The 13,888-nt window shown below is 59.1% G+C and carries 13 protein-coding genes; 3 read left to right on the top strand and 10 right to left on the bottom strand.

Annotated elements, in window-relative coordinates; all coding sequences use genetic code 11:
• Positions 1-18: 18 nt before the first annotated feature.
• A complete protein-coding gene (locus ACR0IP_RS18905; protein WP_480527264.1) occupies positions 19-903 on the top strand; it encodes a DMT family transporter in 885 nt (294 codons plus the stop codon).
• On the opposite strand, the gene uvrC is transcribed toward ACR0IP_RS18905, so the two are convergent.
• From uvrC to ACR0IP_RS18875, 6 genes are all read right to left on the bottom strand, one after another.
• Complete coding sequence (uvrC, locus tag ACR0IP_RS18900) at positions 900-2,774, bottom strand: excinuclease ABC subunit UvrC (protein WP_480527262.1); 1,875 nt, start codon at positions 2,772-2,774, stop codon at positions 900-902. The genes ACR0IP_RS18905 and uvrC overlap by 4 nt on opposite strands.
• A 290-nt stretch (positions 2,775-3,064) precedes the next feature.
• On the bottom strand, positions 3,065-3,844 hold the full coding sequence (locus ACR0IP_RS18895) for an SDR family oxidoreductase (protein ID WP_480527260.1): 780 nt from the start codon (positions 3,842-3,844) through the stop codon (positions 3,065-3,067).
• Positions 3,845-3,864: 20 nt separating this feature from the next.
• Positions 3,865-4,836, bottom strand: a complete 972-nt coding sequence (locus tag ACR0IP_RS18890; protein ID WP_480527258.1) for a calcium/sodium antiporter — start codon at positions 4,834-4,836, stop codon at positions 3,865-3,867.
• 168 nt (positions 4,837-5,004) lie between these two features.
• Positions 5,005-5,802 carry a S49 family peptidase gene (locus tag ACR0IP_RS18885; RefSeq protein ID WP_480527256.1) on the bottom strand — a complete coding sequence of 266 codons (798 nt, stop codon included), beginning with the start codon at positions 5,800-5,802 and terminating at the stop codon, positions 5,005-5,007.
• A 104-nt stretch (positions 5,803-5,906) separates the two neighbouring features.
• Entirely contained in the window at positions 5,907-6,668 is a 762-nt protein-coding gene (locus ACR0IP_RS18880) for an ABC transporter permease (RefSeq protein ID WP_170379180.1), read from the bottom strand.
• Entirely contained in the window at positions 6,665-7,594 is a 930-nt protein-coding gene (locus ACR0IP_RS18875; protein ID WP_480527253.1) for an ABC transporter ATP-binding protein, read from the bottom strand. Before ACR0IP_RS18875 ends, ACR0IP_RS18880 begins: the two co-directional genes overlap by 4 nt.
• A gap of 126 nt (positions 7,595-7,720) precedes the next feature.
• Between ACR0IP_RS18875 and ACR0IP_RS18870 the strand changes: the two genes are divergently transcribed.
• The gene (locus ACR0IP_RS18870; protein WP_480527252.1) at positions 7,721-8,830 is read left to right on the top strand and encodes a CaiB/BaiF CoA transferase family protein; all 1,110 of its coding nucleotides are present in this window, start codon (positions 7,721-7,723) and stop codon (positions 8,828-8,830) included.
• A gap of 56 nt (positions 8,831-8,886) precedes the next feature.
• Here ACR0IP_RS18870 and hemE read toward each other — a convergent pair whose 3' ends face one another.
• Entirely contained in the window at positions 8,887-9,921 is a 1,035-nt protein-coding gene (gene hemE / locus ACR0IP_RS18865) for a uroporphyrinogen decarboxylase (protein WP_480527250.1), read from the bottom strand.
• A 106-nt stretch (positions 9,922-10,027) separates the two neighbouring features.
• Between hemE and hemC the strand changes: the two genes are divergently transcribed.
• A complete protein-coding gene (gene hemC, locus ACR0IP_RS18860; protein WP_170661277.1) occupies positions 10,028-10,990 on the top strand; it encodes a hydroxymethylbilane synthase in 963 nt (320 codons plus the stop codon).
• 214 nt (positions 10,991-11,204) lie between these two features.
• Here the strand turns inward: hemC and ACR0IP_RS18855 are convergent, their stop codons facing one another.
• From ACR0IP_RS18855 to ACR0IP_RS18845, 3 genes are read right to left on the bottom strand one after another with little or no spacing between them, the layout of a single operon-like run.
• On the bottom strand, positions 11,205-12,476 hold the full coding sequence (locus ACR0IP_RS18855; protein ID WP_170661278.1) for an aminotransferase class III-fold pyridoxal phosphate-dependent enzyme: 1,272 nt from the start codon (positions 12,474-12,476) through the stop codon (positions 11,205-11,207).
• 27 nt (positions 12,477-12,503) lie between these two features.
• Complete coding sequence (locus ACR0IP_RS18850) at positions 12,504-13,613, bottom strand: enolase C-terminal domain-like protein (RefSeq protein ID WP_170661279.1); 1,110 nt, start codon at positions 13,611-13,613, stop codon at positions 12,504-12,506.
• Complete coding sequence (locus ACR0IP_RS18845; protein ID WP_170469585.1) at positions 13,610-13,867, bottom strand: cupin domain-containing protein; 258 nt, start codon at positions 13,865-13,867, stop codon at positions 13,610-13,612. Before ACR0IP_RS18845 ends, ACR0IP_RS18850 begins: the two co-directional genes overlap by 4 nt.
• Between the last annotated feature and the right edge of the window lie 21 nt (positions 13,868-13,888).

Genomic DNA, 13,888 nt, shown 5'->3' with positions numbered 1-13,888 from the left:
CAGCAGCGACGGAAGACCATGACCGCACATATTCGAACCGACCCCCGATCAAACCTGATCGGAAGCGCGTGGATGATCGCGGGCATGGCACTTTTCGCGCTCGAGGATGCGCTGTTGAAAGGCGCCTCGGCGCATTTGCCGATCTGGCAGATCTTGACCCTGTTCGGTGCCGGTGGCGCGATCATCTTTGCCGCCGTCGCCCTGCTGCGTGGCGCCAGCTTGTTGCATCGGGATGTGCTGTCACGGCCCATGAAAGTGCGCGTTCTATTCGAGATTTTGGGGCGGATGTTCTACGTGCTGGCGATCACGCTGACGCCTCTGTCAGCGGCAACCGTGATCCTACAGGCGACACCTTTGGTCGTGGTGGCAGGTGCCGCGCTGTTTTTCGGCGAAACCGTCGGTTGGCGACGGTGGAGCGCGATTCTGGTCGGTCTGATTGGCGTCGTGGTCATCATTCAACCGACCGGAGACAGCTTCTCGGCTCTGTCGATCCTGGCCGTCCTGGGCATGCTGGGCTTTGCCGGGCGCGATCTGGCCAGCCGCGCCGCACCCGCGACGCTGGGGACCGAGGTTCTGGGCTTTTACGGCTTCCTCTGCATCATCGTGGCTGGTCTGGCCTATCAGTTCTGGGAAGGGGTGCCGATGGCTCCGCTGGACCTGAACGCCAGCCTGCACGTTGGCGGAGCGATCCTGATGGGCACTGCCGCCTATGCCTCGCTCATGAAAGCCATGCGAACGGGTGAGGTCTCGGCCGTTACGCCGTTCCGCTATTCCCGCCTGCTGTTTGGCGTCGGGTTGGGCGTAATGATGTTTGGCGAAACACTGGATCAGACAATGTGGATCGGCAGCGCACTGATCGTGGCCTCGGGGCTGTATATCCTGTGGCGCGGCCGAAAGGCCTAGCCCTTGTCGTGGAAGAAATCATAGACCTTCTGCGCCAACCCGGCCGAGATCCCTTCGACCGCTTTCAGATCCGCAAGATTGGCCCGGCTGACCGCCTTGGCACTTCCGAAATGAGTGAGCAGAGCACGTTTGCGAGCGGCCCCTACACCGGGGATTTCATCCAGTGGCGTCGCGCCCACGGCCTTGGCCCGTTTCGCGCGGTGGGTACCGATGGCGAACCGGTGCGCCTCATCCCTCAAGCGCTGGATGAAATACAGCACGGGGTCGTTACGCTTCAGGGCAAAAGCACGCTGACCGATCCGGTGGAATTCCTCTTTGCCGTGATCCCGATCAACGCCCTTGGCGACGCCGACCATCGGGATGTCTTCGACGCCATGCTCGACCATGATCTCATGCACGGCACTTACCTGCCCGGCCCCGCCGTCGATCAGCAAGAGATCGGGCCACATGCCCTTTTCACGATCCGGGTCTTCCTTTTGCAGGCGGGTGAAGCGGCGGGTCAGAACCTCTTTCATCATCCCGAAGTCATCGCCGGGCGTCAGATCGTCACCGCGAATGTTGAATTTGCGATAGGCGTTTTTCATGAAGCCTTCGGGGCCAGCGACGATCATGCCGCCGACCGCATTGGTGCCCTGAATGTGAGAGTTATCGTAGACCTCAATCCGATCCGGAGGCGCGTCGAGATCAAACGCCTCAGCCACACCGCGCAGCAATTTGGCCTGCGTGGCACTTTCCGACATGCGGCGGGCAAGCGACTCACGCGCGTTGCGCAGGGCCCCGGCGACCAGTTCCTGTTTCTCACCGCGCTGGGGCACGAGGATTTCAACCTTGCGCCCGGCTTTCTCAGTCAGCGCCTGCTCCATCAGATCCGCGTTTTCGATCCCGTCCGACAGGATCAGTTGACGCGGTGGTTCCTTGTTATCGTAGAACTGGCCGATGAACGCCTCCATCACCTCAGCCGGGGACACATCCGCGCCAACCCGAGGGTAGAAATCCTTGTTCCCCCAGTTCTGGTTCGCGCGGATGAAGAACACCTGCACACAGGCCTGCCCGCTATCCATATAGAGGCCAATCACGTCCGCCTCGGCCACACCGCGCGGGTTGATCCCTTGGCTGGTCTGCACCTGCGTCAGCGCCCGGATACGATCCCGCAGACCGGCGGCGCGCTCGAACTCCATCGCCTCGGAGGCGGCCATCATCTGTTCGGCCAACTCCTCTTGCACTTTGGTGGACCGGCCCGAGAGGAAGCGTTCGGCATCCTTGACGCTTTCACGATAGTCGGCTTCCGAGATCAGCCCGACGCATGGCCCTGAACACCGCTTGATCTGATAGAGAAGACAAGGGCGCGTGCGACTGTCGAACATGGAATCCGAGCAATTGCGCAGAAGGAACGCTTTTTGCAGCTGGTTTAGCGTCCGGTTCACTGCACCTGCGCTGGCAAATGGGCCGAAATACGCGCCCTTCTCTTTCTTGGCGCCACGATGCTTTTTGATCTGCGGATAAGCATGATCCTTGGCGACCAGAATGTTCGGGAAACTCTTATCATCCCGCAGCAGCACGTTGTACTTGGGCTTAAGCTGCTTGATCAGGTTCTGCTCTAGCAGCAGCGCCTCGGTCTCGGTCCTTGTGGTCAGAAACATCATGGAGGCGGTTGAGGCGATCATCTTCTCGATCCGTCCCGAATGCCCCTGGCGCGTGTAGTTCGACACCCGCGCCTTAAGGTTCCGCGCCTTACCCACATACAAAACCCGACTGTCCGCATCCAACATCCGGTACACACCGGGCGAGCTGTCCAGCGTTTTCACATAGCGCTGGATGCAGGCATAGCCGGTGGGCTGAAGCTCGGGTGTCGATTCGTCCTGGGTTGTCATGGGCCTGAGATATGATTCTCTGTCTATGGCTGCAATCTTGGGCACTTCAGTTCAAGAGAAAACAAATCCACGGTTTCTGTGGATAAGTATGAAGATAAGTTTCCGTGAGCGTAGAATCTTCCTTGTTTCCTTGCTTGTTCGTCAATTTGCACAAAAAACAGGCATATACTTAAGCGATTGTTTTTTATTGATATTTTTTTACACGCTTAGCAAGTGTATGAAAAATAAGACGTTTTTGTAACGGCTAAGTAACGCAAAAGAGAGCGGTGCAAAACTTGCAGCGGATTTACTTATTCTACGCCCAGTACATCCGGCGTTTGCCATCCCAGATGCTGACCACCATCCACACACAAAAGTTGCCCCGTGACGGCATGCGCATCTAGAAAATAGCCCAAAGCTGCGGTGATATCTGACGGGTTCGAGCCCCGCTCCAGCACTGTGTTGGCGCGCTGCGTTTTAAAGTGCTGTTCGCTCTGACGATGTCCCTGCATAGTCGGTCCGGGACCGATGGCATTGACACGGATCGCGGGTGTCAGCGCCTGAGCAGCCGTGCGCGTCAGTGCCCACAGACCCATCTTGGCGATGGTGTAGCTCATGAATTCAGGCGTCAGTTTCCGCACTCGCATATCAACCATGTTGACGATCAAGCCGGAGGCCTGCGGCTCTCCCTGCGCATCAGTCTCGGGTTGCAAGCCCTGTTCGGCCATGGCCTGAGTCAGAACGAAGGGCGCGCGCAGATTGCTGTCGAGGTGCCGGTCCCAGCTTTTACGCGTGGCCGTATGGATATTGTCATACTCAAAAACCGACGCGTTATTGACCAGACAAGTGATCGGACCACCCAGAGCCTCAGCCGCGCGAGGCAGCAGGGCGGTTACCTGCGCCTCATCCAGAAGATCGGCCTGTAGCGCCACAGCTTTGCGGCCCAGCGACTGAACTTCGGCAACCGTCTCAGCCGCGGGCTGTTCCGAGGTCGCATAGTGGACTGCTACATCATACCCGCGCCCTGCCAGATAAAGTGCCATGGCTCGGCCCAAGCGGATGCCGGCTCCGGTTACTAGCGCTCGGGACATGGATACCTCTTTCCGTCAGATCACATCAGCAATGTGGTGACATAAAGCGCATAAAGGAAAGTCAACACCAGACCCCAGATCCGCAAAATATCCTGTTTGAAGAACACAAACGGGATCAGCAGCAGCGAGGCGCCCAGCATGACCCACAGGTCGAACTCAAGGAATTCCGGATCGACCGGGATGTTGCCGAACCAAGTCGCAATGCCGACGATGGCCAGCAGGTTGAACATGTTCGACCCGATCACGTTGCCGAGCGCCACGTCCGCCTGACGCCGTAGCGCCGCCATAACGGTCGTCGCCAATTCGGGCAGAGAGGTTCCGACCGCCACAAGTGTCAAACCGATCACCGTTTCGGTGATCCCGTACATCAGGGCGATTTCGGTGGCGTTTTCGACCAATAGATGCGCGCCCATGGGCAGACCGATCAGGCCAAGGATCACGTAGATCGAGATCTTCCAATAGGGCATGTTCGGATCGGCCTCTTCCAGACCGTCCAGTTCTTCATCGTCGGCGCATGCCCCGGCTGCATCAGCGCAGGCTTTGCGATGCGCTTTGGCTTCGCGAAACGCGTTCCACAACACCAACCCAAGGGCGGCCAGCAGAATGGCACCGCTGATCAGATTGAACACCCCGCAGAAGGCCAAGCCAATGAACAGGATGCTCGCCAACAGCATGAAGACATAGTTCTTGCGGCTATCGCATTCGCTGGTGTGCAGCGTTGCCAACAAGGCAGGCAGACCCAGAACCAGAAGGATATTCGCCGTGTTGGAGCCAACGACGTTGCCCAAAGCGATGCCCGGTGCGTTCTCCTTCACCGCGCTGATCGCAATCAACAACTCAGGTGCCGACGTTCCAAAGGCAACGATCGTCAGGCTGACGATCAGGGCGGGCACGCCCAGCCGCAGGCTTAGGTTGACCGCACCGCGCACCAGCGCATCGCCTGCCAGCAACAGGATCACCAATCCGAGGCCGGAGAGCAGCCATGCCGTCATGTCCGGCCTCCTTTTTCACAGGCACAGGGGCCTTTGCCGATCCTGAACCGACCGCAACGCGGACATTTGGCAGAACTCAACCGGTTTTGCCCCGGAAAGCGCAGCTTTCCGAACATCGCCAATACACCCATGGCGACCAGAAACAGAGTGACGATCTTGATGATCACGTTACAGACCGAAACGCGCGAAGGCCGCCCGCTCCTCTAGCCCCGCTACGGCGTCCTGCGCCAGCGCGGCCCCGAAACGTGACCAAAGTGGTTTACGCACGCCGTAACGGCGGAACTTCACCTTGTCGCCGAAACGCTCTTGCATCTTGGGTTTCAGATGGGCGATGCCTTCGATCAGGCCCAGTTTCTGCGCGCGTCGCGCCAGCCATATTTCACCAGTGAACAGATCAGCATCCGCGTCCAGCTTGTCCCCACGACGGGTTTTGACATGGGTGATGAAATTCTCGTGGATGTCTTCCAGCAGGCGTTCAAGCCGCGCGACATCCTCTTCCTTTTCCGGGCGGAACGGGTCGAGCATGGATTTCGACTTCCCGGCCGTGTGAACGCGCCGCTCAAAACCTTGCTTCACCAGAAACTCATGTGCGCCAAACCCGGCCGAGATCACCCCAATCGACCCAAGCACCGAGCTGTCATCGGCCCAGATCTCATCCGCTGCCGCCGCCAGCCAATACCCGCCCGAGGCCGCAACGTCTTCGACAAAGGCCACGACCGGTATCTCAAGCTCTTCCGACAGCCGCCGGATACGCGCGCCGATCAGAGAGCTTTGCACAGGTGACCCGCCGGGCGAGTTGACCTCGAGCGCGACGGCCGCAGGTTTGCCTTTGCGAAAGGCCTTTTCCAGCACAGGCGCCAGAGAGGTATCATTCAACGCGCCGCGTCCGGCCATGCCGATGGCACCGGACAGGCGAACGATGGCCACAACGGGCGGTTTTTTGACAAAAGGCAGGCTGAGTTTCATGGGTGCCGATGTAGAGTGCCCCCATCGGCTAAACAAGGGACTCGCCGAATGCAAAACGCGGCGTTAGACAATTTCCTCACACCGATGGGCAAAAATGCAACGCACTAGCTGCGGATGCGCCAGCCTGTTTTGAAGATCCACCAGATGATCGCAAGGCACAGTCCGGTGAAGGCCACGATGGCCAAAAGGCTGAACACGATCGGTACATCTGCCAGCCCATAAAACGACCAGCGGAAGCCCGAAATCAGGTAAACCACCGGGTTGAACAAGGTGATCGTCTGCCATAGCGGCGGCAGCATCGAGATCGAATAGAACGTGCCCCCTAGAAAGATCAGCGGTGTGACAACCAATTGCGGCACCAACGACATCTGCTCAAAATTGCTGGCCCATATCCCGATTATGAACCCCAACAGCGAAAAACTGAGGCATGAGAGCACCAGAAACGCGGCCATCGCCAGCGGATGCTCGATCCGGATGTCGACGAAGAATGTCGCCGTCGCAAGGATCACCAGACCCACGAACAGCGCCTTGGTGGCGGCCGCGCCTACATAACCTATGACAATCTCGATGAAATTGACCGGGGCCGAGAGCAACTCATAGATCGTGCCCAGAAACTTTGGAAAATAGATCCCGAACGACGCGTTCGAGATCGCCAGCATGACCACCGACAACATGATCAGCCCCGGCACGATGAATGCCCCGTATGAGACGCCCTCAACCTCTTGAATCCGGCTGCCGATGGCCGTGCCAAAGACCACGAAATACAGCGAGGTCGACAGGACCGGCGACAGAAAGCTCTGGGCCAAGGTGCGGAAAAAGCGAGCCATCTCAAACCGGTAGATGGCGGCAATGGCAGTCCAGTTCATGCGGCCTCTCCCGATACCAGATTGACGAAGATCTCTTCGAGACTGGATTGTCGGGTCTGCACATCCCGCAGGACCAGCCCCGATTGGGCCACGTCATTCAGCAGCGTTGTGATCCCGGTCCGATCCGCATTGGTGTCGTAGGTGTAGATCAGCGCATCGCCATTTCCGTTCAAAACCAGATTATGCGCGGCCAAACCGTCCGGGATCGCTGAGATGGGCTCGGTCAGCATGACCTCGATCTGTTTCTTGCCCATCTGCGCCATCAGAGTGTCTTTATCCTGCACCAGCAGCAGCTCGCCCTTGTCGATGACGCCCACACGGTCGGCGATGGCTTCGGCTTCTTCGATGTAATGCGTTGTCAAAATGATGGTGACGCCCGCCTTCTTCAGCTCGGCAACGATCTCCCACATATCCTTGCGCAGCTCGACATCGACACCGGCTGTCGGCTCATCCAGAAACAGAATGCGCGGTTCATGGGCCAAGGCCTTGGCGATCAGAACCCGGCGCTTCATGCCCCCGGACAGTTCCTTAATCGCGTTCTTGCGTTTGTCCCAAAGCGACAGTTTGCGCAGGATCTCTTCGATCCGCGCGCTGTCATTGCCATAACCAAACAACCCTCGGGAAAAACGGACAGTGTTATAGACCTTCTCGAACGGCTCCAGCGCAATCTCCTGCGGCACCAGCCCGATCATCTTGCGGGCGGCGCGGAACTCGGCCTGGATATCGTGCCCACCGACCGAGACACTGCCCGAGGTCGGCGTGGTGATCCCGCAAATGGTCGATATCAGCGTCGTTTTGCCCGCTCCGTTCGGCCCGAGCAAAGCAAGGATTTCACCTTCCTCGATGTCCAGCGACACGCCTTTCAGCGCCTCAAACCCGTCCGCATAGGATTTGCGCAAATCATTGATCGACAAAATGGTAGTCATGCCTGTTTCCCCGTTCTGGCAGAGACCCTATCGTTTCGCTTCCCGGTGGAACAGGCCAATTTCGCACAGAGCTCTGCGCAGAATTGCTGTAGGGTCCGGGAAACGCTGCACATACCGGAGAGGTCCATGCTAAACGGAATACGCATTATCGAGATCGAAGGCCTGGGCCCCGGCCCTTTCGCGGCCATGCTTCTGGCCGATCTCGGCGCGGATGTGATCACCATCCATCGCAAGGGCGGCAGTGTGACACCCGGCATGCCGGAACGCTCGGTGCTGGACCGGGGCAAACGGTCCATTGCGCTTGATCTAAAGGATGCAACCGACCTGAACACCGCCAAGGAACTCATCACCACCGCCGATGCGCTGATCGAAGGTTTCCGCCCCGGCGTAATGGAGAAACTGGGACTGGGGCCCGACATCTGCCATGAGCTGAACCCCAAACTGGTCTACGGACGCATGACCGGCTGGGGACAGGACAGCCCATTGTCCCACACCGCCGGGCATGACCTGAACTACATCGCCCTTTCGGGCGCGCTCTGGTACGCGGCGCAACCTGAAACACCCCCACAAACCCCTGCAACCCTCGTCGGCGACATTGGCGGCGGGGCGATGTATCTGGTCACCGGCCTCTTCGCTGGTTTGCTCAACGCCCAGCGCACTGGTCAGGGTACCGTCGTCGATGCGGCCATCTACGATGGTTCGGCGCATATGATGAACCTGCTGATGAGCATGCGCCAAACCAGAAACCTGTCCGAGACGCGCGGCCAAAGCCTGCTCGACGGTCCACATTGGAGCCGCACCTACCGCTGCGCCGATGATGGCTTCGTCACGGTCCAATGCCTTGAGCCAAAATTCTACGCCGAATTCCTGAACGTTCTGGGCCTCTCACAAAACCCCGACTTGCAGGAGCAATTCAACCCAAAGCTCTGGCCGGACCAAACGAAGAAACTGACAGACCTGTTCCTGAGCAGACCCCGCGACCACTGGGCCGCGCTGTTTCACGAAACCAATGCCTGCGTCGCCCCGGTCCTTGACCCGGTCGAGGCCCAAAACCACCCCATGAACACCGCCCGCCAAACCTGGCAAACCGTGGATGGCACCATGCAAGCCGCCGCAGCGCCCCGTTTCTCGACCACGCAATGGAGTGCCAAACCCAGCCCGGCCCGAGGCGAACACACCCAAGACATTCTGGACGAACTCTCCGCCCAGAACCGATCCGCCCCTTCATCTGGCTAAAAATATCCCGGTGGATGAATTGACCAAAAGCCAAGAAGGGGGCTGGCCCCCTTCTTTTACCGCCCACGCACCGTGTCGATCATCAACTGCACGTTCTCAGGATCTGCATCCGGCGTAATCCCATGGCCGAGGTTGAAGATATGCGGTCCTTTGGCGAACGCCTCAACAATCCGCCGCGTCTCATCCACCAGCGCCTGACCGCCCGTCACCATATGAGACGATGCCAAGTTCCCCTGCACACAACCGTCCACCTGCACATGCGCCGCCGCCCAGTCAGGCGCGACCGAGTTGTCCAACGCCACACAATCCACACCAGTTGCCTTGGCAAACCCGACATAGCCCTCGCCCGCTTCACGCGGGAAGCCAATGACTGGAATACCGGGATGGCGTGCCTTGATGGCCTGCGTGATCACACGACACGGCTCAACCGCGTATTTCTGGAAAGCGTCGCCTTTCAGCGACCCAGCCCAGCTGTCAAAGATCTTGACCACCTCGGCCCCGGCTTGGATCTGAGCCGACAGATACTCGATCGTCGCCAGTGTGATCCGCTCCAACAGAGCCTCGAACAGAGCGTTATTCTCCTCGCGCAGCGCATGCGCTGGACCCTGATCCGGCGTGCCGCGTCCTGCGATCATATAGGTCGCGACAGTCCACGGCGCCCCTGCAAATCCGATCAAGGTCGTCTCGGACGGCAGTTCCTTCGATAGGATACGCACAGTTTCATAGACCGGGGACAGGGTCTCATGAATGTCCTCAACCGTCTTCAACACGTCAAAGTCGGATTGCTGCGTGATCGTCGAAAGGCGCGGGCCTTCGCCTGTTACAAACCACAAGTCCGCACCCAGCGCTTGAGGAACCAGAAGGATGTCAGCAAACAGGATCGCGGCGTCAAACCCATAGCGACGAATAGGCTGCAACGTGACCTCGGCCGCCAGTTCAGGATTGTAGCACAGCGACAGGAAATCCCCGGCTTGCGCGCGTGTTGCGCGATATTCCGGCAGATACCGCCCGGCCTGACGCATCATCCAGATCGGCGGAATGTCCTGAACCTCTCCGGCCAGTGCCCGCAGCAATTTCTTCGTCTCAGCCATCATCGCCCTCAATCTTGCGTTTCGTCCACGGGTCGGCGCTCAGTGGCAATTTGTCAAGCACTGCCCCCATTGTCAGGGCAATGTGACGCGACTAAAGCTGGTGTCCATGACACTGACTCTGCCCACCCCCGCATCGCCGCTGAAAATTGGCACCCGAGGCTCTCCGCTGGCTTTGGCGCAAGCTTATGAGACCCGCCAGAGGCTGCGCAATGCATTTGGGTTGAGCGATGAGGCGTTTGAGATCGTGGTGATCAAAACCACCGGCGACAACCGCGCCATGATCGACGCAGATCGCCCGTTGAAAGAGATCGGCAACAAAGGCCTTTTCACCAAGGAAATCGAAGAGGCGATGCTGCGCGGCGATATCGACATTGCCGTCCATTCGACCAAGGATATGCCCGTCGAACAGCCCGCTGGGCTGGTGTTGGATACGTTCCTACCGCGCGAGGATGTGCGTGATGCGTTCATTTCCCTGCAATTCACCTCGATCCACGACCTGCCCGAGGGCGCTGTTGTCGGCACCTCATCCCTGCGCCGTCGGGCGCAATTGCTGAACCGCCGCCCGGACCTGAATGTGGTCGAATTTCGCGGCAACGTTCAGACCCGCCTGAAGAAACTGGCGGACGGCGTGGCCGATTGCACCTTTCTGGCCATGGCCGGCATCCGAAGACTGGGGATGGAGGACGTCCCTGCCACCGCAATTTCGACCGACGATATGCTGCCCGCCATCGCGCAAGGCGCGATCGGCATTGAACGCCGCGAAACAGACAGCCGGGCCGCCGAACTGCTTGAAGCAATTCATCACGCTGAAACCGGTCAACGGCTGACAGCGGAGCGTGCGCTGTTGGCCGGGCTGGACGGGTCTTGCGAGACCCCCATCGCCGGGCTTTGCGAAATCGAGAGCGGCCAAATGCGGCTGCGGGGCGAAGTTCTGCGCCCCGACGGGTCCGAGGCCATTGCGGAAAACACAACGGGCGCAATTGAAGACGCCACCGAGATGGGCCGGGAAATGGCCGACACTCTGCTGCGTCAGGCAGGCCCCGGTTTCTTCGATTGGAAAAAATCCTAAATAATTTTAGCCAAAGTGAACTTGTTCACTGTGGCATTCCGAAAAGACAGGCATTAATAGGCCATACCGGTTGCAAGACTGGATAGCCTCGAAAGTATCGAAAGTTTTCAGATTGTTGGTGTTTTAACAAGTATTCGAGGGGGCGAGGCTACGCCCAGACTGCAATAGGTGAACGGGTCGCTGTCAATTTCGACAGCGGCCCGTTTTCTTTTGATTAGCCGAGTACCGCGACCGCTCGCTTCACCGCTTCGCGCGTTTGCTCCAGATCGGCCTCTGTCACGGCAAGAGACGGGTAGAGTTTGCCCGGCGATTTGAAAATCCCGTTCTCCCGTAGAACATCATTGTAGAGCTCGTTCCGTTTGGGGTCGTCGTGTCTAGCGCTGCGGTAGTCGCGGCAGGGGGTTTCGGTGAAATAGACGTCAAACAGCGTTTCGTCGCCGCAGATCTGATGAGGAATACCCGCTTTGGTTAGCTCATCCACCTGCATCTGCTGCAAGGCCGCGCCTGTTGCGCGCAGCTGCTCATATGTCCCCTCGCGCCGCAGAATCTCCATCGTTTTCAACCCGGCGACCGAGGCCACAGGGTTACCTGACAGAGTGCCCAGCTGCATCAGCCATCCGGCTTCACTCACCAGCGATTTATCGAAATGCTTCATGATCTCAGCGCTTGCGCCCAGCGCAGCCAGAGGAAAACCGCCGCCGGTGATTTTACCCAGCGTGCAGATATCGGGCGTCACACCATACCGTTCCTGCGCCCCGCCATAGGCCAGACGGAATCCGGTGACGATCTCATCAAAGATCAGCAGCACATTGTATTTGTCGCAGAGCGTGCGCAGACCCTGCAGATATCCCGGCATCGGAGGAATGATACGCTGCAAAGGCTCTGCCATGATCGCGGCGATATCGTCATGTTCGTTCAGTAGGGTCTCGACGGCCTCAAGGTCATTGAAAGGCGCGATCAGCATCTGTTCGGCGACGCCTGAAGGAATACCAGCACTGTCAGGCACGGCTTGCGGGAAATTCACCTCACGGCTGGGGGCGAGGCTCATCTGCGCTTCGGCGCTCATGCCGTGATAGCCGCCTTCGAATTTCAGGATCTTGTCCCGCCCGGTATAGGCGCGGGCCAGACGAATCGCGTACATATCAGCCTCGCCGCCCGAAGCGACAAAGCGCATCTGTTCACAGCAGGGCACGGCGTCAATGATCGCCTCGGCTAGTTCGACACCTTTGCTGTTATTGGCAAAGAAGGTCATGCCCTTGGGCAGTTGCTCCATAACGGCCTCAAGCACTTCGGGGTGGCCATGACCCAAAAGCATCGGGCCGGAGCCGATCAGGTAGTCGATGTATTCGTTGCCATCCTCATCCCAGACGCGGCTGCCTTCGCCGCGTGAGATCATGATGCCGGGGTCGAAATTGCCGAAGCCACCCGCAGGCAGAGCCGCCTTGGCGCGGTCGATCCATTCGGATTGAGTGTTGATCTTGAGCATATCACGCGATCTCCATCGTCAAGAAAATCAGAGTCTGTAAACGGCCGCCGGGGCGCCCAGAGCGTCTTCGTCGGGATGCACACCAAGGCCGGGCGTGTCGGGCAGATGCAGATGGCCGTCCACGTTGCGCGGGCCGCGCCCGCCTGCGATGTCGACGGTGATCATGTCCTGACAGGCCCAGACGGCGTGGCAATTGTCATCTGGGATGGTGGCGGCCAGATGCAGCGCCTCGGTATCGGCCAGCACGGTTCCTCCGGTCGCCATGACGAACATGTCGATCCCATGGGCTAGCGCGATGTCCCGCATCCGCGCGGCCTTGGTCAGCCCACCGACCCGGTTCAGCTTGATCCCGAATATCTCGGCCAATCCATCCCGCGCAATCCGGGCGGCATCCTGCAAGGTGACAAGAGACTCGTCCACCGAGACGGGTGACGCATGTTTCGCCGAAATCGCAGCGATGTCATCCAGCGTCTCGCCCGGCTGCTCAAACATCACATTCAGGTTTTCACAGGCGCTCATCACCCTCAGGGCCTGTTGCCGGGTCCAACCTCGATTGACGTCATAGAGGACAATTTCACCCGGTCGGCGGAGGCTTTCCACATCCCGAACGCGGGCGATGTCGCGCTCTACATCGCCGCCGATCTTGACCGAATGCGCGACGTATCCGCGGCTGCGATAGCGTTCGATGACTTCGCGGGTTTCCTCAACGGTCTTTGCCCCGACGGACGAGGCAATCGGGCGCGGCGTGCGGGAGCCTCCGCCCATCAGATCAGCAATCGGCAGGCCCGCCGTCTGACCGGCGATGTCCCAGCAGGCCATATCGATCGGGCTTTTGGCATAGAGGTGACCGGGCAGAGCAAGGTCCATCGCGCGCTCGACCTCCATCACCTTGCGGGGATCAAGACCCAGAATGAACGGAGCCATGGTTTCGATCCCAGCCCGGATACCCGGCCCATGCGCGGGCACATAGGTGTGGCCCCAGGGAGTGCCTTCGCCCCATCCCGTGAGGCCCGCATCCGTTTCAACCTTCACAATCGTTGCGTCGAGATTTTCAAACTTCAGCCGCCCACCAGACAGCCAGTAGGGATGCTCCAGCGGCAGATCGACCTGAAAAACCGTTAGTCGAGTGATCTTCATTTCAGTTCCACTTCGACAAAGGACATGGAGTGGTCCCCCGCGTTTATCACATTGTGCTCGACCCCTTGGTCCCGGCGGTAGGATGTTCCGGCAGGCACTGTCACCTCATTGACCGTTCCATCAGGCAATTCCAAACGCATGTGGCAATCGGTGACGGCGGTGATCACATAGTCCATCGCATGGCGGTGCCAGCCGGTTTCAGCGCCGGGGGCAAAGTCAAACCGAGTCACTCGTACGCGCGCGTCGTCAATCATCTGGGTTGCTTTGGCTTGGTC

It is taken from the genome of Ruegeria sp. AL11, from assembly GCF_056540865.1.
The sequence above is the reverse complement of the archived record's forward strand: the minus strand, read 5'-3'. Positions and strand labels throughout refer to the sequence as shown.